This is a genomic window from Sphingomonas sp. AC449 (genome assembly GCF_979253475.1).
The window spans coordinates 564,136-585,802 of sequence record NZ_CEEDCZ010000002.1 but is presented as its reverse complement, the minus strand read 5'-3'; the positions used below and the strand labels follow the sequence as shown (position 1 = coordinate 585,802).

Genomic DNA, 21,667 nt, shown 5'->3' with positions numbered 1-21,667 from the left:
TCGGTCTCCTGGGTCACCCTCATGATCGATGCCAGCCGTCTTAGCGCTTTGCTCGGGCCCGTCTCGTAGCGCCCGCTTACAAGCTCGCGGAGCTTCGGACGTCGGCCCTGACTATCAAGACATGCCGCACTGGCTCCTGGCCCCTCCAAGCCGTGTAGGAGTCTTCGAGCACCCGGGCACGGACGCCCAGCCGAGCTGGACCGATGTCCGCTTCCGCCGGGGCAACGGCAACTGGGCGGAACTGTCCAGCAGCGCGAGGCTGGGATCGCCCGCAACCTGGCGCCGGAAACCGGATCTTAAGCCCGCTGATGCATCCGTGAGCGATGCTTCACCTCGCCATGCTGCTCGTGCAGGCCGCCCCCGCCGTCATCCCGTCGCCGCCGCCGCAACAGCCGATCGGTGCGGACGCACCCGGCGCTGCCGCCCCGGTCTCGCCGCCGGCCCCGTGCAGGATCCGGGATCGCAGGGGGCGGCTGGTGGACTTCAAACCAACGTTTTGCGAATCGCTGGCGAATTTCTTCAAGCCCCGTGCACCCGCAGCGGGTCCGCCGTACACGCTGTTGCAACTGGGCGTCGATCCGACGGGCAAGGTCGACCAGTGCAGCGTCGTCGAATCAAGCGGCGTGCCCCGGCTCGATGTGAGGGCGTGCGCGATCGCGATCGACAAGGCCCGCTATACCTCGACATCCGCGAAGGGCAGCCCGCGACGCCAATCGGTGCGGCTGCGTATCAGCTGGCCCGCAAGCCTCGCGACCATGATCGCAACGCCTGTCCCCGCGTCGCCCGCGGACGCTGCGAACGGCGCTGCAGCCTCGCCCGTGGCGCGTCCCGTGGCAGGGCCGGTAGCGCAGCCTTTAGCCGAGCCAGTCGTCCAGTCGCGCCCCCTGCCCGCGCCTGAACGCCGCTTGCCCGCGATAGCCCGGCGCACGGCGAGCGCAGCGACGCCAAATGGCCCGAGCTATGCTGAAAAGCTGGCAGCGCAGCGCGGCATCCGCGGGCGCAATGTCGAGCAGGGCTGGACGATCAGCGACTAGCGGCATGACGTCGGCGCCGCGCCGCGCACCCGGTTACTTGCGTTTGCAGGGATATGCGCGCTGCAGGGCGTCGCGGACGACGAACGCGGGTGCGCCGGTCGCGGTCTTCCCGCGCGTGCGCAGATATTTGCGGACGGTCGCGAGAACCTTGACCGTCGTGGCGCGCGTCGATGACGGGCAGATCTGGCGGGACCGCGACAGCGTGTCGAACGCACCGAGGATGTAGCCCGTGCAGAAATCGGGTGTCGGATCGGCGTCCTTGCCCCGGCACTGCGCGACGAGCTGTTCGGTGGTGAGCGCACTGACGACCACCGCATCGCCGGGCGACGGAGTGCCCCGCGCCGGCGGGTCGGCCATGAGCAGCGCGGCCAGCGTCAACAGGATCATGATCGTCCTTCCGAACCCGCCCGTCGATCCGCATCGACCGGCGCTGTGGCGAGCGGTCCGGCCGGCGGTATGTACGGCAGCAGCCGCAGGCGGGGAAACACTTCGTCGACCGGCCGCGAGTCGGGGAGGACGTAGACGATCCCGCCCTTTTTCTGAAACAGCGGGCGGAGCGTCTTGGTATAGAAACTGGTACCGACGTTGATGCAGCCGAACGTGACGCGATTGTCGTCGGGCGTCGGCGACAGCAGCCGCGCGACCCGGCGCTCCTTCTTGTTCGTCGTGATCACCGCATGCAGCGCGACCGAGTTGGCATAATCGACCCACAGCACGCGCTGATTGCCGAACGCGCGACCGAACTTGGCGATGAAGCGCCCTGCCGGAGTCGTCCGTTCGGCCGGGCCGATCTCGGCAAGGCTCTTCGCGCCGACGCCGGGCGACGAATCGTCGCCGATGCCGACACCGAGCAGCACGGGCGCCTGCCCCAGCGCCTGCCCATCGCCACCGAACAGCAGAAGCAACGCATTCTGCTTGTCGATGACGATATAGGGCATGCCGCGATTGTCCTTCGCGGCGGCGACCCAGGCGACAAGACGATTGGTCGCCTCCGACGGCATCGGAGCGTCCGCCAGCGCCGCCTGCTCGATGGCAAGCGGTTCCGCACGCGGTTTGGGCACCGCCTTGCGCGCCCGCCGCTCGACACCCTTTGCCGGTACCGGCGCAGCGGCCACGGCCTGCGCCGCCAGCAGCGCGAGAACGGCGCTGGCGGCGATGCCGAGACGGCGGGCGTCATGGAAAGGCGCTGTCGCCGTCGTCTGGAACACGCGTGCGGGGCCGGGTCTTAGCCGCGGGGCCGGCGCTGCTGACGCTGCTGCTGCTGCTGCATCTGCTGGTCGAGGCCATCGACGCGGCCGTTGATCTGATCGATGCGCTGCGCGTTCTGCTGCGCCTGACCGGCGGCCGCCTGCGCCTGCGTGAGCGCCTGACCCGACGTTCCCTCGACGGTCCGAAGGCGGCCGTCCATCCCGTCGATCCGCGTGTTCACGGTTGCGATCTGCTCCCTGACGAAGCCCTTTGTGGCGCATCCGCCGAGCCCGACCGATCCGACCAAGATCATCGCAACTGCCGAATATTTAGGGAAACTTGTACGCATAGCTTGAACCTCCAAGATGGATTTGCGCACCCAGCGCGGGGTCTGTCGGACTGACAATCGATATTAGTCGAGACGTGCAGATCCTGCGGCGGGAAACGCGCGCCGGCCGGGCGTCGATCGGCGGACCCGCGAACGCCGTGCGGACTCGGTCGGGCCGGGACGTTAACCAAACCAGGCGCTCAAAAGCGGCGGGTTTCGACCGAGGTCCCCGTCTTGATCCGGTAGTCGACGGGGCGGTTCGGATCGATCGTCTGCGTCCAGTCCGCACCCGCATACAGGCGGCGTGGCGGGAGCGTGCGGCAATCCTTGCCCGCCGCATCGCACTGGCGCCCTTCGTAGAGCTCGACATTGGTGCTGCCGGTGTTCGCCAGTACGAGCGCGGTTGCGGCGCGGGTGGCGGTGATCGTGCCGGCGAGCACGGGTGGGCGGACGATCACGAGCATGTCATAGCCGACGAGCAGTTTCAGCGCCGACCCCGCCGCGGAAATCTCGCCCGCGACCGGCTTGACGGTGACGCGGTAGATCCGGTCGCGCGCGCGCCGCGCACCGATCACCGCGATACGCAACAGCCGCCGCTCGCCGGGCTCTAGGATCAGCTTCTGCGGCGTGACCAGCAGGCCGCTCGCTGCGGGATCGACGCTGGCAACGCGGCGTTCGCGCGGCGTGCCGGGATCGACGATCTCGGCCGGCTCGGCGACGACGTACATCCGCTCGGCCCCCGTGTTCCACGCCTCGATATCGGCGCGTGGCGGGCCGCTGGCCGCGAGATCGACGACGACCTGGCTCAGCACGAGGTCCGCCCGTGCCGGCGTCGCCCCCAACAGCGTCGCGAACGCCAGCGCCGCAATCCATCGCATCATATGCCCGTCCTCCTTCGTCACGGCGTCGAATCCGCCATCTGCCTCGATGAAAATGCGCGCACGCAGACCAGCGTGCCGATCGCCGCATAGCCCTCCGCGCCCGGGGCCGCCGCGACCGGCAGGCGGCATTGCCCGCCATCCGCGGTCTGGACCTTGAGCGTTGTCCGCACGCCGGCCTCGATCTGGAAATAGCCCTTGTCGTCGGTCGTGCCGATCGCGTCGCCCGCATGGACCGCGGCGTTCGCCATCGGCGTACCGTCAGCATGGACGATCCGACCGAACATCGCGACGACGGGGTACGCCGTCCAAGACGCGCGCGCGACGGTGCCGGGATACACGCTGACGTCGCGCGCGCCGCCGTCGACATGGACCAGATCGGCGCCCGTCGACCGGATCCGCACCGCATAGCGGCGATAGGCCGGCACCAGCACCGACGCGGTGCGCCCCGCGCGAACGACGCCCCGCACCGTGCCGTCGATCAACAGCTCGAACGTCGCACTCGGATCGAGGCCGGCACCCTCGACCCCGACGAGGATCACGCTGTCGCTCCGCTCGCGCCCTTCGAATGCGAGACCCTGCCCGCTGACGGCCGCCGTCGTCTGGAAGCCGAGCGCATATTGCGTGGCGCCGTTGCGCCCGCCGACCGGCTGCGCGAGATCGGCGGACACCGTCGCTGCGCGCGTTCGAAGATCCGCATGCCCCCGCGCCAGCGCACCATAGACCTCGCGCTCGAGCCCACCCGACAGCGCGACGTTACCGCCGAGTACGCCATCCCGCTGCCATGCACCGCCGATCCCGCCGACCAGCGCGGTCCCGCCACCGAGACGCGAACCGCCGCCATCGCGCGCGCCGCCCCCCGCGCCCGATATCGTGCGTATGCCGGCATTGGCATAGGTCGACGACGCCCGGCGCAGACGTTGGACGCTCAGCCCGAAAAACGCCGAACGGCCGCGGTTGGACAATGTCATGTCGCCGCGCAGACTGACCTGCAGTCCGCCGCGCTCGATGAGCGGCATGTAGAGCGTGGGGCCGATCCCATAGCTGCGACTGGCGCGGGCGTCGTCGCGGTAGAAGCCGGTGACGCCGATCTGGCCCGGGCGCAGCGTATAGCTGAGCGTGCCGTAGACCTGGACGAACGATCCCGCGCCAAGCCCGCGGACGCTGTCGATCGTGCCGACATCATAGCCGCGCGACAGGTCGCCGAGCGGGATCAGCGGCCGGTCGCCCCGGCTCCACACGCGCCGCGCTTCGAGCGTGTAGTTCAATCTCGCGGATCCCGGCGAGGAAATCTGGACAAGCAGACCGGCATCGCGGCGGACCGAGGCAAGCGCCGCACCGCGGATCTGCGCGCGTTCGCCGAGCCAATAGCCGCCCAGCTCGAGCATCGCGGTGCGGTCGGTCCCCAGCAGCGTCGCATCGACCGCGACATGCGGGGACAGACGGCGCGCCACGCCCCCCTCGTAGAACGGCGTCCGCGACACCGCGACCGGCGTCCCCCGGCGGTCGTTCGCGAGCAGCCCCGCATAGGCGAAGAAGATCGGCTCGCCGACCGCCGCGATCGCGGCGTCCTTGGTAAAGAAACGCCGCTCGTCGCGAACAGCGCCGCCCGCTTCCTGGATGCGCAGGATCACCTCATACGCGCCGTCGGGCAGGCTCGAGCTGTCGAGCGCGTGGTTTCCCGCGTCATAGGTCCGCGACGACACCAGCCGCCCCTCGCGCAGGATGTCGACGCGCGAGCGTACTGCGAGCGACACGACCAGCGGACTTCCCGCGATCAGCATGCGGTCGAGCCGCGTATCCTGCTGGCTCTGCACACCCGCACCGACGATCTTGCGGCGGCCGGTGAGATCTATACCCGGCGCCCATAGCGCCCCGGCGGCATAGCGGACGCCGGGTTTGTCGAGTTCGGCGGCAAGCGTATCGACGACCAGACCGAAGCGCGACGAATAGAACATCTCGTTGCGCAGCCGCGCGTTGCGGTAGCCGAGGATCGCACGATTGTTCAGCGCGATCTCGGCAGTACCGCCGCTCCCCGCGATCGTCCCGCCAAACTGATCGACCAGCGACAGCCCGGCGGAAGGCGGCGGCAGAAAGTGGCGCTCGGCAGCGGCATGGACGGACAGGGCCGACGGATTGACGACGATATCGACGCGGAACCGCGCCTCGTCGAAGACCACGCCCGCGACAGCGGGTTGCAGCGTGGCACATGCCGCCGGGACCGCGTCGGCCGCACAGACGAGCTCGGCATGCGCATCGAGCTCGGGCGCGCCCAGGACGGCGCGGATCGCGGCGGGATCGCGCAGGTCCGGGATCAGCGCGATCACCGCCTCGACATCGACGAAGGTCAATCGCCCGGCCCCGTGGGTGATCTGCGCCTGTCCGACGATCCGGCCGCCGATCTGCACGTCGACCACCGCCTGCTGAACGCTCGCGAGCTGATCGAAGCCCGCGGGCTGACCGACGACGACACCCGTCTTGCCGGTGCTGTCCTGCGCGCGGGCAACGATCGGCGCGATCGTGCCGGCAAGCAGCAGCGGCACCGCCAGCCTGTCGAGCCGGAGTCCGGATTCAGACATCGCCGATCCGCCGCTATTCTGCAGCGACGAGCAACGTCAGCGTACCCGTATACGCACCCGCGGTCGCCGCGCTGAGATCGGCTGCGCGGAGCGCGATGATCAGGCTTGCCGAGTCGTTACCGAGCACGCACCCGAGATTGAGCCCCAATGCCGTCGAGACGAGACCGCCCCGCGTGGTGCCGGGCTGGAGGGCAAGGCCATTCGACTGATTCGGACGCGCCGCCCATTGCACGTCATACGCCATCGGCGCGCCGACCCCTGCGAGCGTGAAGGCCCCACCGCCGCCGCTGCCGATCGCGCGGATGCTGTAGCCGCCCCCGAGCGATGTGGCGGAGACGCACACGTTCCTGCTCTGCGTCACGTCACCCGCGGTCGTCGCCAGCACACCGAAGCTGAAGTCGGCGAGCCTGGTGATCTGCACCTGCTGCGCCCATGCGTGCTGAAGCAGACAGGGCGACAGCGCGAGCGCGATCCCGGTCAGCAGCGTCGGCAGGACCCGCATCGCGCCGCGCGCCGCTCAGCCGGTCAGAGCGGGTTGACGAGCAGCGTCAACGTGCCGGTATAGCTGGTCAGCGATGCCATCGTCTGAAGCTGGGCCGGCGCGATCGACACGACCAGCGACGACGTCGTCGTTGGTGCCGTCGCGCAACCGGGCAGCACCGCGGTCGACACGAAGCCCGCCGACGCGGTTGCGGGGACGAGCGCCGTGCCCGTCGTCTGACCCGATTGCTGGCTCCACGCCACCGCATAGGTGACGGGCGTCAGCGCACCCGACGCCAGCGTGAACGCACCTCCGGTGCCGCTGCCGGTCGCGGTGATCGTGTAGCCCTTGGTGGCGGTATTGCTCCATACGCACGTATCCTGCGGCTTCCGGGCTTCGGCGCCGGGGTCGACATTGGCGAGTGTGATGTCGGTAAGCCCGGTGATCTGCACGCGGCTTGGAACGGAGACCGTGATTTGCACGCTACCCGTCGACGTCGCGCCCAGCGTGCCTTGCGTCGACGCCAATGCCGGCGACGCCAGCAGGACGGGGGCGGCAGAACACACCGCCAGACCCAGTCGTTTCGACGTCTGTGTCAAAATGCGGCCACGAACCATAGTTATGATCCGGTTCTTAATAGAACCCGGACCGGTTGCAACGCCATACACCAATAGAGTCACTGCCATTCTCCGCCCAATCGCTGCTGTCGGCAAAAGTCTGTTCAGCAACCGTGGTTGAACTTCGATTTGGCAGGCCGTGATTAACGAAACGTAATTACAGAGTTGCCTGGTTCGCAAACAGGGGATTTATCGAAGTCATTCCCGTTTCAGTATCACCAGAACCGGTTTGTCGAGTTATTCCACATGGCGCTACCGTCCTCGCCGGTCGACGGATTGCACGATCGTCTGCCACGGCGTCAGCCGGTATCGGCCGCGCCAAGATGGATTGAGAGCGAGCCTGCCCGGGCCGGCGACCGCGGCAGGGTCTTCAGGCGAGCGCGTCGCGGCTGCGGCGCAGGATGATGTAGAGCGCGCCCGCGCCGCCGTGGCGGGGATGCGCGCCGCGGACCGCGACGATACCGCCCGCATGACGCGAGATCGACAGCCAGTCGATCACCGCGGCACGGATCGCGCCGCGTGCGTGCGGTCGCTCACTTTCGGGGCGCGGCGGCTTGCCCGTCACCAACAACAGCACACGGTCGCCGCGCGCGATCGCACGCGCCAGCCCGGTATCGAGGATCGCATGCGCCGACGACAGCGTATGGCCGTGAAGATCGATCGAACTGTCGGGACTGACGGCGCCGCGCAGCAGCCGCTTGTCCCATCCGCCGTCGAGCGTGTTCGCCGGAGCGAGGCCCCGCGGCGCAGTCTTGGCCGGAGCGGAAACCACGGCCGCAGCCTGGGTCGGCATGCGAATGCCCTTGGTCGGTTTCACCTTGCGTGCCGGCCCGTTCGCGGGTGCGGCAGCGGGCGTTGGTGGCGCAAGCACGGCCGACCGCAGTGGCACCGCGCGGATCGGGCGCACGGTGGCCATCACGCGCGCCCAGAGTTGCGCCTCGTCAGCGTTGAGCGGCCGACCCGTCATAGCGCGCTCCATTCGCTGTTCCGGCGTTGAGCCGCGCCACCGTACCGATCGGCAGCAGCAGGAACGCGGTACCACGCCCCGCCATCCCGCCCGCGGTCGCCTCCGCCGCGGCGCCTGCGCCCCAGAAGGTGTCGAAGCGGTTGCTGCCCTTGATCGCGCCGCCCGTGTCCTGCGCGATCCACAGCCCGGTCGCATCCTGCCGGTCGAGCGACAACACGACCGGCGCGCCGAGCGGGACGAACTTGACGTCCGCCGCCGCGCTGACCTGCCCCGTCACGGCATACCCCATCGCCCCCTGCGGCGGACCGTCAAGTTCGCGGAAGAAGACGAAACTCTTGTTCTCGCGCATGATCGCCTGCCCCTCGACCGGATGATCGTGGAGCCAGCCGACGATCCCCTGCATCGATGTCTGCCCTGGCTGGAGCAGTCCGCGCGATTTCATCAGCGCGCCGATCCCGGTATAATCGCGCCCGTTCTGCGTGTCGTAGCCGATCCGCAGGATCGACCCGTCGGGCAGCCGGAGGCGTCCCGACCCCTGGATCTGCAGGAAGAACAGCTCGACCGGATCCTTCGCCCAGGCGAGGATCGGCGCGCTGTCGGTCAGCGCACCCTGCTCGATCGCGGTACGATCATAATAGGGAATGAAATTGCTGCCCGACACGCGCCCGCGGATCTTCTTGCCCTTGAGCGATGTCGAAAACGCGCCGAGATCGACGTCGATCAAATCGCGCGGTCGGCCATAGACCGGCGCATAGCCGTCGCGCCGGTCGAGCGACCCGGCGATCTCGGGCTCGTAATAGCCGGTTGCGAAGGCCTTGCCGTCGCCGACCTGAACCGCCTCGAACCACTGCGTGAAGAACGTACGCGCACCACCGCGTGGAACCGACGCCGCAGCGGCGCAGGCGGGCTGCCAGTCCGCGCCGCGCGTGAGCCCTGACTGATCGGTGCGACGCTGCAATCCCGGGCAACTTGTGAGAAACGCGACGCGTGCGGCTTCGGCCTGAAGCTCGCTGATCGGCAAGCTTGCAATGTCGGGGCCTGCAACGACACCCGCGGCGACGGCACGATCGGCCGGCGCGAACGGCGGCGTAACCGGAACGGGGAGGATCGGCACTGCGCCGATGATCCGCGCAGGAGTCTGGATACCGCGAATGTTCTCGCTGTTACCTGCATCGCGTATTGGATGGACCCGACCAGGCTTGGGACGCGGATCACCGGTCCCGGCGATTGGCGGGCGACCGGCCGACGGACGATCGGTGGGGGGCGCAACGCCGCCCACGCACCCGCTCAGGGCGACGGCAAGAGCCAGTCCCCCGACGATTCCCCCCCGAGCGCGCATCACGCCTCGTCGGTATCCGCCAGCTTCCAGTTCGGATCGCTGCTCTTCAGCGTCCGCGCAAACGTCCACACGTCATGCGTCTCGACCGCGTCGGTAAGCGAGCCGGCAATGACCTCGCCCGCCTCGTTGCGCGTGATCGCGGCGATATCCGCATCGAACCGCACCGTGATGCTGGCGTCGCGACCGGACACCGCTGCATCCGCGATGACCGCGCGCTCGATCGTCACGAGGCGATTGTCGAGCGTCTCACCCGCCGCCTTGCGGGCCTCGATCGCCTCGACGAACGCCGCGCGGACGTCGTCGTTCGCCAGCGTGGCCAGCGTGTCCGCGTCACCCTTCCAGAACGCCTCGAGCGTCATGCGATACGCCGCCTGCGCGCCCTCGAGGAACTGGTTGACGTCGAACCCCGGCTCGCCGGCGACGATCGAGCGCAGCGCGGGCTCCGCGCGCGGCTCGATGTTGCGGTTCGCGATCGTCCGCTGTTCGGGCGTCGCATCGACCGTGCGAACGATCGGCACCTGCGCGGGACGCTCCTCGGCCGCACGGGGCAAGGGCTGCTCATGACCGGTTCGCTTCCCGAGCACGCTATAGAGACGCATCGCAAGAAACCCTGCGACCATCGCGAGAAGAACAACGTAAAACAACACGGCCTCCGATCTTCCGGCCAACATAGGCCAAAGGCGTTACGATTCAAACCCGCTGCAAAATCCGAAGCCGTTGAAACGCCCGTCGGGCACTGCTACGCGCACCGCCTCAAGACACGAACGCGCGACACCTCCGCTTCGGTCCAATTTCATTCGCATGAAGGACTTGCAGATCATGGACGACCAGAACGGCATGACGATCGCAGATCAGCCGCTTGCCAATGGTGCCGACGAAGCGCCTGCAGCCGGCTTGATCTCGCAGTACGTCAAGGACCTCTCGTTCGAGAACCCGAACGCCCCCGCAGTCTATCAGAACCAGACGCCGCCCGCGATCGACGTGCAGTTCAACATCGGCGCGGCACAGGTCGGCGACGAAGTGCACGAGGTCGTGCTCAAGATCGACGTCCGTGCCGAGACCGATGGCCAGGTCGCGTTCATCGTCGACCTGTCCTTTGCGGGGCTGTTCGGGCTGCGCAACATCCCCGCCGAGCATGTCCAGCCCTTCCTGCTGGGCGAGGCCCCGCGCCTGCTGTTCCCGTTCGCACGTCGCGTGCTGTCCGACGCCGTGCGCGACGGTGGCTTCCCGCCGCTGCTGCTCGAGCCGATCGATTTCGCGCAGCTCTACGTCCAGCAGTCCGAGCAGCAGGGCATCCAGCCGAACGTCGGCGATTTCGGCCAGGCCTGATCCGGGAGATCGGGGGCTGATCGGATGAACCTCGCCAAGGCGCTGGGATCGGTTGGCGGGCTGACGCTCGCCAGCCGGGTCCTGGGGCTCGTCCGCGACTCGCTGTTCGCGCGGTTCGTGGGCGCGGGGTTCGCCTCCGACGCGTTCCTGATCGCGTTTCGCCTGCCCAACATGTTCCGCGCGCTCTTCGCCGAGGGTGCGTTCTCCGCCGCGTTCATCCCGATGTTCAACCGCAAGGTTGGCGACAAGGACGGCCGCGGCCTGCCCGATGGCATCAGGTTCGCCGAGGACGCGCTGTCGGTACTGCTGCCCGTGCTCATCGGCATGACGGTGCTGCTCGAGCTCGCGGCATGGCCCGTCACCTGGCTGCTGACCTTCGGGTTCAACGGCGCGAGTGCGGAGCGGTTCGCCTATGTCGTCCACCTCTCGCGCATCACCCTGCCCTATCTGCTGCTGATCAGCCTCGTCTCGCTGCTCGGCGGCATCCTCAATTCGCTGCACAAATTCTGGATCAACGCCGCCGCGCCGATCCTGCTCAACGCGACGCTGATCGCCGCGCTGCTGCTGTTCCACGAGCACCAGCCGCTGCTCACCGCGCGCAACCAGGCGATCGCGGTGACGGTGTCGGGCGCGCTCCAGCTTCTCTGGCTGATCTACGCCTGCCGCCGATCGGGTGTCGTGCTCCGGCTCAAGCGTCCGCAGCTCAATCCCGACGTGAAGCGGCTCATGGCGCTGATCTGGCCCGCCGCCGCGGGTGCGGGTGCGGTGCAGATCAACCTCGTCGTCTCGACCGCGCTCGCCGCCGCCCTGCTGCCTGCGGGTTCGGTCTCGTACATCTATTTCGCCGACCGACTAAACCAGCTGCCGCTCGGGCTGATCGGCATCGGGCTCGGCACCGTCCTGCTCCCCACCATCTCGCGCCAGCTCGGCCGCGGCGAGGAGGCGGAGGCGATGGCGACGCAGAACCGCGGCATGGAGCTCGCGCTGTTCCTGACGCTGCCGGCGACGGTGGCGCTGATCGTGTGCGGCGTGCCGATCGTCGGCGCGCTGTTCCAACACGGCAAGTTCGCGCTCGAGGACAGCGTGCTGACCGCGCAGGCGCTCGCCGCCTTCTCGATCGGGCTGCCGTCATACATCCTCGTGAAGGTGCTGACGCCGGGCTATTACGCGCGCTCGGACACGCGGACGCCGGTGCGCTATGCGACGATGTCGATGGTCGTGAACCTCGTCCTCAACCTCGCCTTCATCAAGCCGCTCGGCCATATGGGCCCGCCGCTCGCCACCGCGATCGCGAGCACGGTCAACGTCGCGATGCTCTATCGCACGCTCGTCCGCCGCGGGCATTTCACCCCCGATGCACGGCTCGTGCGGCGGACGTGGCGCCTGCTCGTCGCGGCGCTGATCATGGGCGGCGTCATGTATTTCCTCAACGACCTGTTCCAGCCGTTCGTGACGGGGACTGGAACCGAGCGCTGGGGGGCGATGCTGGTGCTGGTCGCGACCGGCGGTGTCGTCTATGCGATCGCCACCCTGCTCACCGGCGCGTTCCGGCTGGGCGACATTTCCACGCTTCTGCGTCGTTCCAGATAGGTTTTCCCATGCGCGTCGTCTCCGGCATCAAGCCCACCGGTAATCTCCATCTCGGCAATTACCTGGGGGCGGTGAAGCAGTGGGTGACGCTGCAGGACGACGTCGTTGCGCAGGGCGGCGAGTCGATGTTCTTCATCGCCGACCTGCATGCGCCGACCGAATGGATCGCACCCGCCGAACTGTCGTCGCACACGATCGAGGTCGCCGCGACGATGATTGCGGCGGGGATCGATCCGGCCAAGTCGATCCTGTTCAACCAGGCGCGCGTGCCCGCGCACAGCGAGATGGCGTGGCTGCTCAACACCGTCGCGCGCGTCGGCTGGCTGAACCGCATGACGCAGTTCAAGGACAAGGCGGGCAAGAACCGCGAGGGCGCGAGCGTCGGGCTGTATGACTATCCGGTGCTGATGGCCGCCGACGTGCTGCTCTACAATGCGACCCACGTGCCGGTCGGCGAGGACCAGAAGCAGCATCTCGAGCTCGCACGCGACATCGCGACCAAGTTCAACGGCGATTACGGCGTCGACCTGTTCACGCTCCCCGCGCCGCTGATCAGCAAGGCGGCGCCGCGCGTCATGAGCTTGCGCGATGCGTCGGCGAAGATGTCGAAGTCGAACCCGTCCGAACAGTCGGTGGTCAAGCTGATCGACAGCGACGACACGATCGCAGACAAGTTCCGCAGGGCCAAGACCGATCCCGACCTGCTCCCCGCCACGGTCGAGGAACTCGGCGACCGGGCGGAGGCGCGCAACCTGCTGACGATCTATGCCGCGCTGGCAGACTCCGACGTCGCGACCGTGCTGGGCGAATATGGGGGCAAGGGGTTCGGCGCGTTCAAGCCGGCGCTGGCGGATCTCGCGGTCGCCAAGCTCGGGCCGATCCGTGACGAGATGGTGCGGCTGCTCGACGATCGCAGCGCGGTGACCGCGGTGCTGCGCGACGGCGCGGAGAAGGCGCGCGCGCTGGCGGCGCCGGTGCTCAAGCGTACGCAGGATGCGATGGGGTTGCAGGTCTAGGCTGCCGCGCACCCGTTGCGCCGACGCACCCTCCCGTCATCGTGATGCCCCCGTCATCCTGACGCCCTCCCGTCATCCTGACGAAAGTCAGGATCCAGGGTCACGAGCGGTGTGGTTTGTAACTCTGGATCCTGACTTTCGTCAGGATGCCGGCGGCGGGTGCGACTAGCCTCAGCCCTCGAGCTCGCGCATCAGCACACGCACCGCCGCGTCGATATCGCGGTCCTGGTCGCGCAGTTCCTCGATCTTGCGGACCGCATGGATCACTGTCGAGTGATCGCGCCCGCCGAACCGCCGGCCGATCTCGGGCAGCGACCGCGTCGTCAGCCGCTTGGCGAGATACATCGCGATCTGCCGCGGCCGCGCGACCGCACGCGCGCGCCGCGCCGAAATCAGGTCGAGTGGCTTCAGCTCGAAATGCGCGGACACGAGCTTCTGGATCTCGTCGATCGTCACACGCTTCTGCGCCCCGCGAAGCACCTCGCCCAATGTCGCCACGGCGAAATCGAGGTCGATCGTGTCGCCCGTCAGTTGCGCATAGGCGACGACGCGGTTTAGCGCGCCTTCGAGCTCGCGGATGTTCGCGTGGATCCGGCTCGCGAGCAGGTCGAGCACGTCGGTGGGCACGCGCATGTCGGGCAGGTCGACCAGCTTGCGGTCGAGGATCGTCCGGCGCAGTTCGAGATCGGGCGCCTTGATGTCCGCGACGAGACCGACCGCCATCCGGCTGATGATCCGCGATTCGACACCCTCGAGTGCCTGCGGGCAGCGATCCGCGGAGATCACCAGCCGCTTGCCCGCCGCCATGATCTCGTTGACCGTGTGGAAGAATTCTTCCTGCGTCGCGTCCTTCCCGGCGATGAACTGGAGATCGTCGATCAGCAGCAGGTCCGCGCCGCGCAGGCGCTGCTTGAACGCATGCGTGTCGCGCGCGCGCATCGATGCGACGAAATCATACATGAACCGCTCGGCGGACATGCACAGCACCGTCGCGCGCGGGTTGGCTGCAAGAAACGCGTGGCCGATCGCGTGCATCAGATGAGTCTTGCCCTGCCCTGTGTCGCTATGCAGGAACAGCGGGCTGAACCGCACCGGACCCGGCTCGGCGAGCACCTTGGCGGCGTTGAACGCGACCTTGTTCGACGGATCGACGACGAAGCGCTCGAACGTGTAGCGCGGATCGAGCGGCGGGCGTTCTGGAAGGTGGGCCGCGATCGTATCGGCGGCGGACGGCGCCGGCTTCAGCGCCGGGTCGACGCCGAACTTCAACGACGCCTGTGCGGGCTCGACGACCGGCGCGGGGGCAGGTTTCGATGCCGCATTCGCCGTCATTGCCGACTCCGCTTTGGCATCCTCCGCCTCGACAGCCGGTACAGCCTGCGGTGCGGGCTCATCGGGGACGATCGCGAGCACGACCGGCGCGGGGCCGGGCGCGCGCGTCTCGATCTGCACGGTGCGGACCTGCGGCATGATCTGGCGGAATTCGAGCGCAAGCCGGTCCGCATAATGATTGCGGACCCAGTTGGTCATGAACGCCGAGGGCAGCGCGAGCCGAATCGCGTCGCTGTCCTCGCTCGGGATCAACTCGATGGGTTTCAGCCATTGCTCGAACAGCCGCGCGCCCGCGGATTCGCGCAACGACGCACGCACGCGGCCCCAGGCCTTTTCGGCCTCGGTCGCATGCACGGTCGATCCTCGCAAATTCGTCACGCGCACGCTTCTCCGACCCCGCGCGACAGCCACGCTGGTGATATAGTCCCGACAGAAAATGATACCCCGCGACAGCCATTTAGACCGCCCGGCATCTTCGCCCTATTGCCCGCGCGGTGATGATCCACGTCCGTGATTCACCGCCGCTGCGGGTTGCAGTTATGAAGCGATCGGCCCGTGTAGCAAGGCCCACGCACGTCACATTTTCGAAATAAAGCGGGTTGACTTGATCAACCCCCGGAAATGCGTCGATATTTTTATAAGTGGCTGTGTTTACGCATTTTTTGCGTTTTATGGCTTGGTGCGGCTTGACGTCGCGCCACTCGAATCGCGGGGAATCCTAGGGTTGCGCAACCACGCGATCGGTTCCCTTCGCAGACGCAAAAAACCCGCCGGAGAAACCCCGGCGGGTGATCTACGCAGCAGTGACGGTTCGCTCAGGCGAGCCCGGTCACGGCCTTGGTCAGACGCGCGAACTTGCGGCTCGCGGTGTTCTTGTGCAGCACGCCCTTGGCGACGCCGCGCTGGAGCTCAGGCTGTGCCGCGGCCAGTGCGGTGGTCGCTGCGCCCTTGTCGCCCGAAGCCAGTGCGGCCTCGACCTTCTTGATGAAGGTACGGATACGGCCGACGCGGTTGCCGTTCACTTCCGCGCGACGGTCGTTGCGACGGATACGCTTTTTCGCCTGCGGCGTGTTCGCCATGAAGCCCTCTGGATGTTCGAATGATGAAAAGGGGCGCCGGATTGCTCCTACGCCCTCTCGAAGCCGCGGCCCTAGCCACTCCGCGCCGAATCGTCAACCGACTTCGATCAGCCGCGTTGGCAGCGGGGACACCAGAAGGTCGAGCGCCCGCCTTCGGTACGCCGCCGCACGACCGCGCCGCATTCGCACGGCTCGCCCTCGCGACCATAGACGCGCCACTGCTTGGAGAAATAGCCGAGTTCGCCGTCGGGCCTGACATAATCGCGCAGCGACGAGCCGCCGGCAAGGATCGCTGCGGTCAGCACCGCGCGAATCGCCTCGACCAGACGGTCGAGCCGGAACAACGAGATCCGCCCCGCCGCACGGCTCGGCGCGATCCTCGCCATGTGCAGCGCCTCGCACACATAGATATTGCCGAGCCCCGCGACGATTCGCTGATCGAGCAGCATCGCCTTGATCGACGCGCCGCGCCCCTCGAGCGCGTCGAGCAGATACGCGCCGGTCAGATCGGGGCCGAGCGGCTCGGGCCCCATGCTCAGGAACGGGGGATAGTGGGCGATATCGTCGGTCGCCCAGAGATCGAGAAAGCCGAAGCGTCGCGGATCGTTGAGTGCGACGACCCGCCCCGCAGCCGTTCCGATCAGCAAATGATCATGCGCGAGCAGTTCGCTCGGATCGACTCGCCAGCGTCCCGACATGCCGAGATGGAACACCAGGGTATCCCCGCGATCGGTGTCGATCAGCCCGTATTTCGCGCGGCGGCCGAGCGCAGTGACGGTCGCCCCGGTCATCCGCTGACGCAGATCGACCGGGATCGCCTTGCGCAGGTCGGCACGGCGCGGCTCGACCGAGGTCAGGCGCTGGCCCTTCAGCACGGGCTCCAGCCCGCGCACGGTGGTTTCGACTTCTGGTAACTCTGGCACGATTTGCAGCTAGGTTGCGTTTGCCCGCGCCACAAGGCGCGGCTAGAGCGCAGCATATGAACGACTTGATCGCGCCCCCGGCTGCTCTCACGCCAGACACCGTCTCCTTCGGCTACGAAGACATCCCCGCTACCGAGAAGACCGCCCGCGTCGGCGGCGTCTTTTCGAACGTCGCATCCAAATACGACCTGATGAACGATGCGATGTCGGGCGGCATGCACCGGCTCTGGAAAGACCGCTTCGTCCGCCGCGTGAAACCGCGCGAGGGCGAGCAGATCCTCGACATGGCGGGCGGCACCGGCGACATCGCGTTCCGCATGGAGCCGTCGGGCGCGTCGATCACGGTCGCCGACATCAACCCGCAGATGCTCGAAGTCGGCATGGAGCGCGCGCAGAAGCGCGGACTCGACGGCCTGGTTTGGACCGAGGCCAACGCGGAGACGCTGTCCTTCCCCGACCGGTTCTTCGACGCGTACACGATCGCGTTCGGGATCCGGAACGTGACCGACATCCCCAAGGCGCTGCGTGAAGCGCACCGCGTCCTGCGGCGTGGCGGGCGGTTCTACTGCCTCGAATTTTCTACCACCGTCTGGCCCGGTTTCGCCGAGGTGTACGACGCCTATTCGCACAAGATGGTCCCGAAGCTCGGCCAGCTGCTCGCGCAGGACGCCGACAGCTATCGCTATCTGATCGAGTCGATCCGCCGATTCCCGGACATGCCCAAGTTCAAGGGCATGATCGCGGATGCGGGCTTCGTGCAGACCAAGGTCGAGCCTTTGCTCGGCGGTCTGGTCGCGATCCACTCGGGCTGGAAGATCTAGTGATCACGCGAAGGCGCGAAGGCGCGAAGAGGGGTTCACGCGGAGACGCGGAGACGCGGAGAGTAAGCACCGCGCCCGCGCGACAGCGCATTGCTCCCTCATCGCTGATGATGAAAAGCCGCAGCTGCGGCGGGGCGCACCCCCTCCGCGTCTCCGCGTCTCCGCGCGAACCCATTATGCCTTCTCTTCGCGCCTTCGCGCCTTCGCGTGAACCAATCTCTATCTACGGCGCGCACGGCCTGTGACCGCCTCGACCACGCACATCTGGCGTCTGCTCAAATGGGGCCGCATCCTCGCCCGCCACGGCGCGCTGCGCGGGATCGAGCGTGACCCAAACACGCCAGCCCCCGTCCGTCGCCTCGCGCGGATCGCCAGGCTCGGTGCGCGCGTCCCCGCGGTGCCGCGTTATGCCGACGCGTTCCAGGCGATCGGCCCCGCCGCGATCAAGCTCGGCCAGACACTCGCCACGCGCCCCGATCTCGTCGGTGAGGAAGCGGCGCACGACCTGCTCCGGTTGCAGGACCAGCTCTCCCCCGTCCCTTACGCGACGATCGAGGCGGCGATGCTGGCAAGCTTTGGCAAGCCGCTCGAGACGTTGTTCTCGCGCATCGAGCAGGTCCCGGTCGGCGCCGCGTCGATCGCGCAGGTCCACCGCGCGGTCACGACCGACGGCCGCCAGGTCGCGGTCAAGGTCCTCCGCCCCGGTGTCGAGGATGATTTCGCGCGCGCGATCGACACCTATAGCTGGGCCGCCGCGCAACTCGAGGCGCTCAGCCCCGAGGCGATGCGGCTGCGCCCGCGGCTGACGATCGAGACGTTCAAGCGCTGGACCTTGCGCGAACTCAACTTCCGTCGCGAAGCCGCCTCCGCCTCCGAGCTCGCCGAGGGGATGACCGCCGAGCCCGATTTCATGATCCCCGCGATCGACTGGGCGCGCTCGACCAACAAGGTCATGACGATCGAATGGATCGACGGCATCAAGCTGTCCGATCGTGCGGCGCTGGTCGCCGCGGGCTATGACCTGCCGGGCCTCGCGCAGACGCTGGTCCGCGCGTTCCTGCGCCAGGCGATCGCCGACGGGTTCTTCCACGCCGACATGCATCAGGGAAACCTGTTCGCGCTGCCCGGCAACCGCATCGCCGCGATCGATTTCGGCATCATGGGCCGGATCGACCGGCGCGCGCGCGTCTGGCTCGCCGAGATCCTCTACGGGCTGATCACGGGCAACTACAAACGCGTCGCCGAGATCCATTTCGAAGCGGGCTACGTCCCCGCGCATCACGACGTCGCCGAATTCGCCACCGCGCTGCGCGCGGTCGGCGAGCCTATGCGCGGGCTGCCGGTCAAGGACATGTCGATCGGGATGATGCTCGACAGCCTGTTCTCGATCACGCGCGATTTCGACATGGTGACTCAGCCGCATCTGTTGCTGCTCCAGAAGACGATGGTGATGGTCGAGGGTGTCGCGACCAGCCTCGACCCCGACATCAATCTGTGGGAGGCTGCCGAGCCGTTCGTGCGCGACTGGATCCGCGGCGAACTCGGCCCCGAGGCGATGATCGCCGACCGGCTGATCGCCGATTTCCAGACGCTGACGCGGCTTCCCGAACTGGTCCGCCGGATCGAGGCGCATTACCCCGCCCCCGGTGGCGCCCCGCCGACGATGCCGCTGCGCGAGATCGAAGTCATCCGGATCGGCGGTGGCTGGCGCTACGCGCTCGTCGCGATCCTCGCCGCCGCCGCCGGCGTCGCGTCGACGCTCGTGTTCGGCTGAGTCGCGCGTGCGATGAACACGCGCAAGCGCTCGGGATTATGGCTTGCCGGCCCGACCCGGTTCGCCGGACTACCGCAGGCGCGGGCGCAGATGTACCTCGCCGTGCTCGTCCTGCTGCTCGCCTGCCTCGCGGTGATGGGCCCGCCCGCTCTCCCCTCGCTCGCGACCCGGGTCGGCGATCAGACCGACATGACGCTCTATCACGCCGTGATCGACCGCGTCCGTCACGGCGAACCCTATTACACCGTCGTCGCCGAGCTTCACCGCGCGGGCGGCTATCCGCTCAAGCCCTTCTTCACCGTGCGGCTGCCGACGCTCGCCATGGTCCAGGCGATGCTGCCGCATCTCGTCGTCCGGCTGATGCTATGGCTGCTGTGTCTTGGCACCGCGGCCGCATGGATCATCCGCGTGCGACGCATCGCGCCGCGCTGGCCGCCTCTGGCGCTGACCGGTGCCACGCTGATCGCGGCGATGGTGGTCAATGTGCAGCCCGGTCTCGACGTGTTCCATGAAACCTGGGCGGGGCCGTTGATCGCGCTGTCGCTCGCGCTTCGGCGTCCGGGCCAGTGGACCGCATCGGTCGCGCTGGGGCTGTCGGCGATGCTCCTGCGCGAAACCGCGCTGCTTTATGTCGCGATCATGGCCGCTGCGGCGTTGATCGACGGCCAGCGTCGGGAAGCGGCGGGATGGATCGCCGCGATCCTGATCTTCGGCATCGCGCTTGCCGCGCATGCGCAGGCGGTCGCACGGATCCTCGAACCGCTCGATGCCCAGTCGAACGGGTGGTTCGGCTTTCTCGGTCTGGGCTTTTTCCTGCGCCTTGCCTCGCTGTCCACCGCGCTGACGTTGACGTGGCCATGGCTCGCGTCGGCGATCCTCGTGGTGAGCGCGCTCGGCTGGACGGCATGGCGCGATCCGACCGCGTCGCGCGCGGTTGCGACGATCGGCGGCTATGTCGTGCTGATCGCGGTCTGCGCACGCAGCGACCATGTCTATTGGGTGCTGATGGTCACCCCGCTGCTCCTGCTCGGACTGGTCTTCGCGGTCGACGGCCTGCGCGACCTGATCGTCGCGGCGATGGACACGCGCCGCATTACGGTGACGCGCATAATCCGCTAGGGATCGTCGCCATGAAGCGCATTCTCCTGATCGTCGGTGGCGGGATCGCCGCCTACAAGGCAAGCGAACTGGTCCGTCTGCTCCGCAAGCGCGGCCATGCCGTCCGCTGCGTGCTGACCGAGGCGGGCCATCATTTCGTCACGCCGATGACGCTCGCCGCGCTGAGCGAGGACAAGGTCTATACGACGCTGTGGGACCTGAAGGACGAGGCCGAGATGGGCCATATCCAGCTCAGTCGCCAGGCCGACCTGATCGTCGTCGCACCCGCGACGGCCGACCTGATCGCGCGGATGGCCGCCGGGCTCGCCAACGACCTCGCGACCACGCTGCTGCTCGCGACTGACAAGCCGGTGCTCGCGGCCCCCGCGATGAACGTGCGGATGTGGACGCACCCGGCCACGCAGCGCAACGTCGCGCAGCTTCGCGCCGATGGGATCACAGTGATGGCGCCCGACGAGGGGCCGATGGCGTGCGGCGAATATGGTCCGGGTCGCCTCCCCGAGCCCGAGGCGATCGCGGAAGCAATCGAACAAGCGCTCGGCGAGGGTGCGGCGCCCGATATGGCCACCGGCCCGCTGGTGGGGCGACACGTCCTCGTCACGGCGGGGCCGACGCACGAGCCGATCGACCCGGTCCGCTATATCGCCAACCGTTCGTCCGGGCGGCAGGGGTTCGCGATCGCCGGCGCGCTGGCAGCACTCGGCGCCCGCGTGACGCTGATCGCTGGCCCGGTCACGCTCCCGACGCCGCCGGGAACGACGCGCGTCGACGTCGAGACCGCGCGCGAGATGGCCGCCGCGGTCGACGCTGCGCTGCCCGCCGACGCCGCGGTGATGGTCGCGGCGGTCGCCGACTGGCGCGTCGATGCCGCCGGGCTGAAAATCAAGAAGGGTATGGCTGCGCCGACGCTCAACCTCTCGGAAAACCCCGACATCCTTGCAACCGTCGCGCAGGGTGCACGTCGTCCCGCCTTGGTCGTCGGCTTTGCCGCGGAGACCGACCACGTCATCGAGCATGCCACCGCGAAGCTCGCCCGCAAGCGCGCGGACTGGATCGTCGCCAACGACGTATCGGGCGACGTGATGGGCGGCGATGCCAACACCGTCCACATCGTCACCGCGCATGGCGTCGAAAGCTGGGAGCGGCTCGACAAGACCGAGGTCGCACGCCGGCTCGCCGGAAAGATCGCCGAGGCGCTCACGACGAGCTGAGCCGCTAATCCGCCTGATATTGATCGAGATTGCCTAGGAAGTCAGGACATTAGTGTCTCTGC

21 protein-coding genes are annotated in these 21,667 nt (G+C 67.9%); 8 read left to right on the top strand and 13 right to left on the bottom strand.

The annotated features are described in order from the left end of the window. Nucleotides 1-476 precede the first annotated feature (476 nt). A complete protein-coding gene (locus tag AC0CH3_RS06330; RefSeq protein ID WP_354302712.1) occupies nucleotides 477-1,034 on the top strand; it encodes an energy transducer TonB in 558 nt (185 codons plus the stop codon). A 33-nt stretch (nucleotides 1,035-1,067) separates the two neighbouring features. Here the strand turns inward: AC0CH3_RS06330 and AC0CH3_RS06325 are convergent, their stop codons facing one another. From AC0CH3_RS06325 to AC0CH3_RS06280, 10 genes are all read right to left on the bottom strand, one after another. Next, nucleotides 1,068-1,421 carry a Rap1a/Tai family immunity protein gene (locus AC0CH3_RS06325; RefSeq protein ID WP_354302710.1) on the bottom strand — a complete coding sequence of 118 codons (354 nt, stop codon included), beginning with the start codon at nucleotides 1,419-1,421 and terminating at the stop codon, nucleotides 1,068-1,070. Next, a complete protein-coding gene (locus AC0CH3_RS06320; protein ID WP_457325685.1) occupies nucleotides 1,418-2,242 on the bottom strand; it encodes a hypothetical protein in 825 nt (274 codons plus the stop codon). Before AC0CH3_RS06320 ends, AC0CH3_RS06325 begins: the two co-directional genes overlap by 4 nt. Nucleotides 2,243-2,259: 17 nt before the next feature. Then, complete coding sequence (locus AC0CH3_RS06315) at nucleotides 2,260-2,535, bottom strand: hypothetical protein (protein ID WP_056021793.1); 276 nt, start codon at nucleotides 2,533-2,535, stop codon at nucleotides 2,260-2,262. A gap of 215 nt (nucleotides 2,536-2,750) precedes the next feature. Continuing rightward, entirely contained in the window at nucleotides 2,751-3,431 is a 681-nt protein-coding gene (locus AC0CH3_RS06310; protein ID WP_354302707.1) for a hypothetical protein, read from the bottom strand. 17 nt (nucleotides 3,432-3,448) lie between these two features. Further along, entirely contained in the window at nucleotides 3,449-6,007 is a 2,559-nt protein-coding gene (locus AC0CH3_RS06305; RefSeq protein WP_465237704.1) for a TcfC E-set like domain-containing protein, read from the bottom strand. Between the two features lie 13 nt (nucleotides 6,008-6,020). After that, nucleotides 6,021-6,509: a hypothetical protein gene (locus AC0CH3_RS06300; protein ID WP_354302703.1), complete on the bottom strand. Its 489-nt coding sequence runs from the start codon at nucleotides 6,507-6,509 to the stop codon at nucleotides 6,021-6,023. 23 nt (nucleotides 6,510-6,532) lie between these two features. Next, a complete protein-coding gene (locus AC0CH3_RS06295; protein ID WP_354302701.1) occupies nucleotides 6,533-7,105 on the bottom strand; it encodes a hypothetical protein in 573 nt (190 codons plus the stop codon). A 370-nt stretch (nucleotides 7,106-7,475) separates the two neighbouring features. Next, entirely contained in the window at nucleotides 7,476-8,072 is a 597-nt protein-coding gene (locus AC0CH3_RS06290) for a Smr/MutS family protein (RefSeq protein WP_056021778.1), read from the bottom strand. Then, nucleotides 8,047-9,411: a murein transglycosylase A gene (mltA, locus tag AC0CH3_RS06285; protein ID WP_354302866.1), complete on the bottom strand. Its 1,365-nt coding sequence runs from the start codon at nucleotides 9,409-9,411 to the stop codon at nucleotides 8,047-8,049. The genes AC0CH3_RS06290 and mltA overlap by 26 nt, the downstream gene beginning before the upstream one ends. Then, the gene (locus AC0CH3_RS06280) at nucleotides 9,411-10,055 is read right to left on the bottom strand and encodes a Tim44/TimA family putative adaptor protein (protein WP_354302864.1); all 645 of its coding nucleotides are present in this window, start codon (nucleotides 10,053-10,055) and stop codon (nucleotides 9,411-9,413) included. Before AC0CH3_RS06280 ends, mltA begins: the two co-directional genes overlap by 1 nt. A gap of 175 nt (nucleotides 10,056-10,230) precedes the next feature. Here AC0CH3_RS06280 and secB point away from each other — a divergent pair, with 175 nt between their 5' ends. The 3 genes from secB to trpS are packed head-to-tail and all read left to right on the top strand — an operon-like array spanning nucleotide 10,231 to nucleotide 13,346. Continuing rightward, nucleotides 10,231-10,740, top strand: a complete 510-nt coding sequence (gene secB, locus AC0CH3_RS06275; protein ID WP_333996665.1) for a protein-export chaperone SecB — start codon at nucleotides 10,231-10,233, stop codon at nucleotides 10,738-10,740. A 24-nt stretch (nucleotides 10,741-10,764) separates the two neighbouring features. After that, nucleotides 10,765-12,330, top strand: coding sequence for a murein biosynthesis integral membrane protein MurJ (murJ, locus tag AC0CH3_RS06270; RefSeq protein ID WP_354302699.1), 1,566 nt, complete (start codon nucleotides 10,765-10,767; stop codon nucleotides 12,328-12,330). Nucleotides 12,331-12,338: 8 nt separating this feature from the next. Next, nucleotides 12,339-13,346, top strand: coding sequence for a tryptophan--tRNA ligase (gene trpS / locus AC0CH3_RS06265; RefSeq protein WP_354302697.1), 1,008 nt, complete (start codon nucleotides 12,339-12,341; stop codon nucleotides 13,344-13,346). Nucleotides 13,347-13,517: 171 nt separating this feature from the next. Here the strand turns inward: trpS and dnaA are convergent, their stop codons facing one another. The 3 genes from dnaA to mutM all read right to left on the bottom strand — a co-directional run bounded on the left by dnaA (nucleotide 13,518) and on the right by mutM (nucleotide 16,680). Continuing rightward, nucleotides 13,518-15,056 (bottom strand): chromosomal replication initiator protein DnaA, encoded by a 1,539-nt coding sequence (gene dnaA, locus AC0CH3_RS06260; RefSeq protein WP_465237703.1) that lies wholly within the window; start codon nucleotides 15,054-15,056, stop codon nucleotides 13,518-13,520. Nucleotides 15,057-15,493: 437 nt separating this feature from the next. After that, nucleotides 15,494-15,757: a 30S ribosomal protein S20 gene (gene rpsT, locus AC0CH3_RS06255; RefSeq protein ID WP_031394736.1), complete on the bottom strand. Its 264-nt coding sequence runs from the start codon at nucleotides 15,755-15,757 to the stop codon at nucleotides 15,494-15,496. A 107-nt stretch (nucleotides 15,758-15,864) separates the two neighbouring features. Beyond that, the gene (mutM, locus tag AC0CH3_RS06250) at nucleotides 15,865-16,680 is read right to left on the bottom strand and encodes a bifunctional DNA-formamidopyrimidine glycosylase/DNA-(apurinic or apyrimidinic site) lyase (RefSeq protein ID WP_354302690.1); all 816 of its coding nucleotides are present in this window, start codon (nucleotides 16,678-16,680) and stop codon (nucleotides 15,865-15,867) included. A gap of 56 nt (nucleotides 16,681-16,736) precedes the next feature. Here mutM and AC0CH3_RS06245 point away from each other — a divergent pair, with 56 nt between their 5' ends. The 4 genes from AC0CH3_RS06245 to coaBC all read left to right on the top strand — a co-directional run bounded on the left by AC0CH3_RS06245 (nucleotide 16,737) and on the right by coaBC (nucleotide 21,605). After that, nucleotides 16,737-17,501: a class I SAM-dependent methyltransferase gene (locus AC0CH3_RS06245; RefSeq protein ID WP_354302688.1), complete on the top strand. Its 765-nt coding sequence runs from the start codon at nucleotides 16,737-16,739 to the stop codon at nucleotides 17,499-17,501. Between the two features lie 241 nt (nucleotides 17,502-17,742). Next, nucleotides 17,743-19,275 carry a 2-polyprenylphenol 6-hydroxylase gene (gene ubiB / locus AC0CH3_RS06240; RefSeq protein WP_354302686.1) on the top strand — a complete coding sequence of 511 codons (1,533 nt, stop codon included), beginning with the start codon at nucleotides 17,743-17,745 and terminating at the stop codon, nucleotides 19,273-19,275. 12 nt (nucleotides 19,276-19,287) lie between these two features. Beyond that, nucleotides 19,288-20,394 carry a hypothetical protein gene (locus tag AC0CH3_RS06235; RefSeq protein WP_354302684.1) on the top strand — a complete coding sequence of 369 codons (1,107 nt, stop codon included), beginning with the start codon at nucleotides 19,288-19,290 and terminating at the stop codon, nucleotides 20,392-20,394. Nucleotides 20,395-20,405: 11 nt separating this feature from the next. Continuing rightward, complete coding sequence (coaBC, locus tag AC0CH3_RS06230) at nucleotides 20,406-21,605, top strand: bifunctional phosphopantothenoylcysteine decarboxylase/phosphopantothenate--cysteine ligase CoaBC (protein ID WP_354302682.1); 1,200 nt, start codon at nucleotides 20,406-20,408, stop codon at nucleotides 21,603-21,605. The last annotated feature ends 62 nt before the right edge of the window (nucleotides 21,606-21,667 follow it).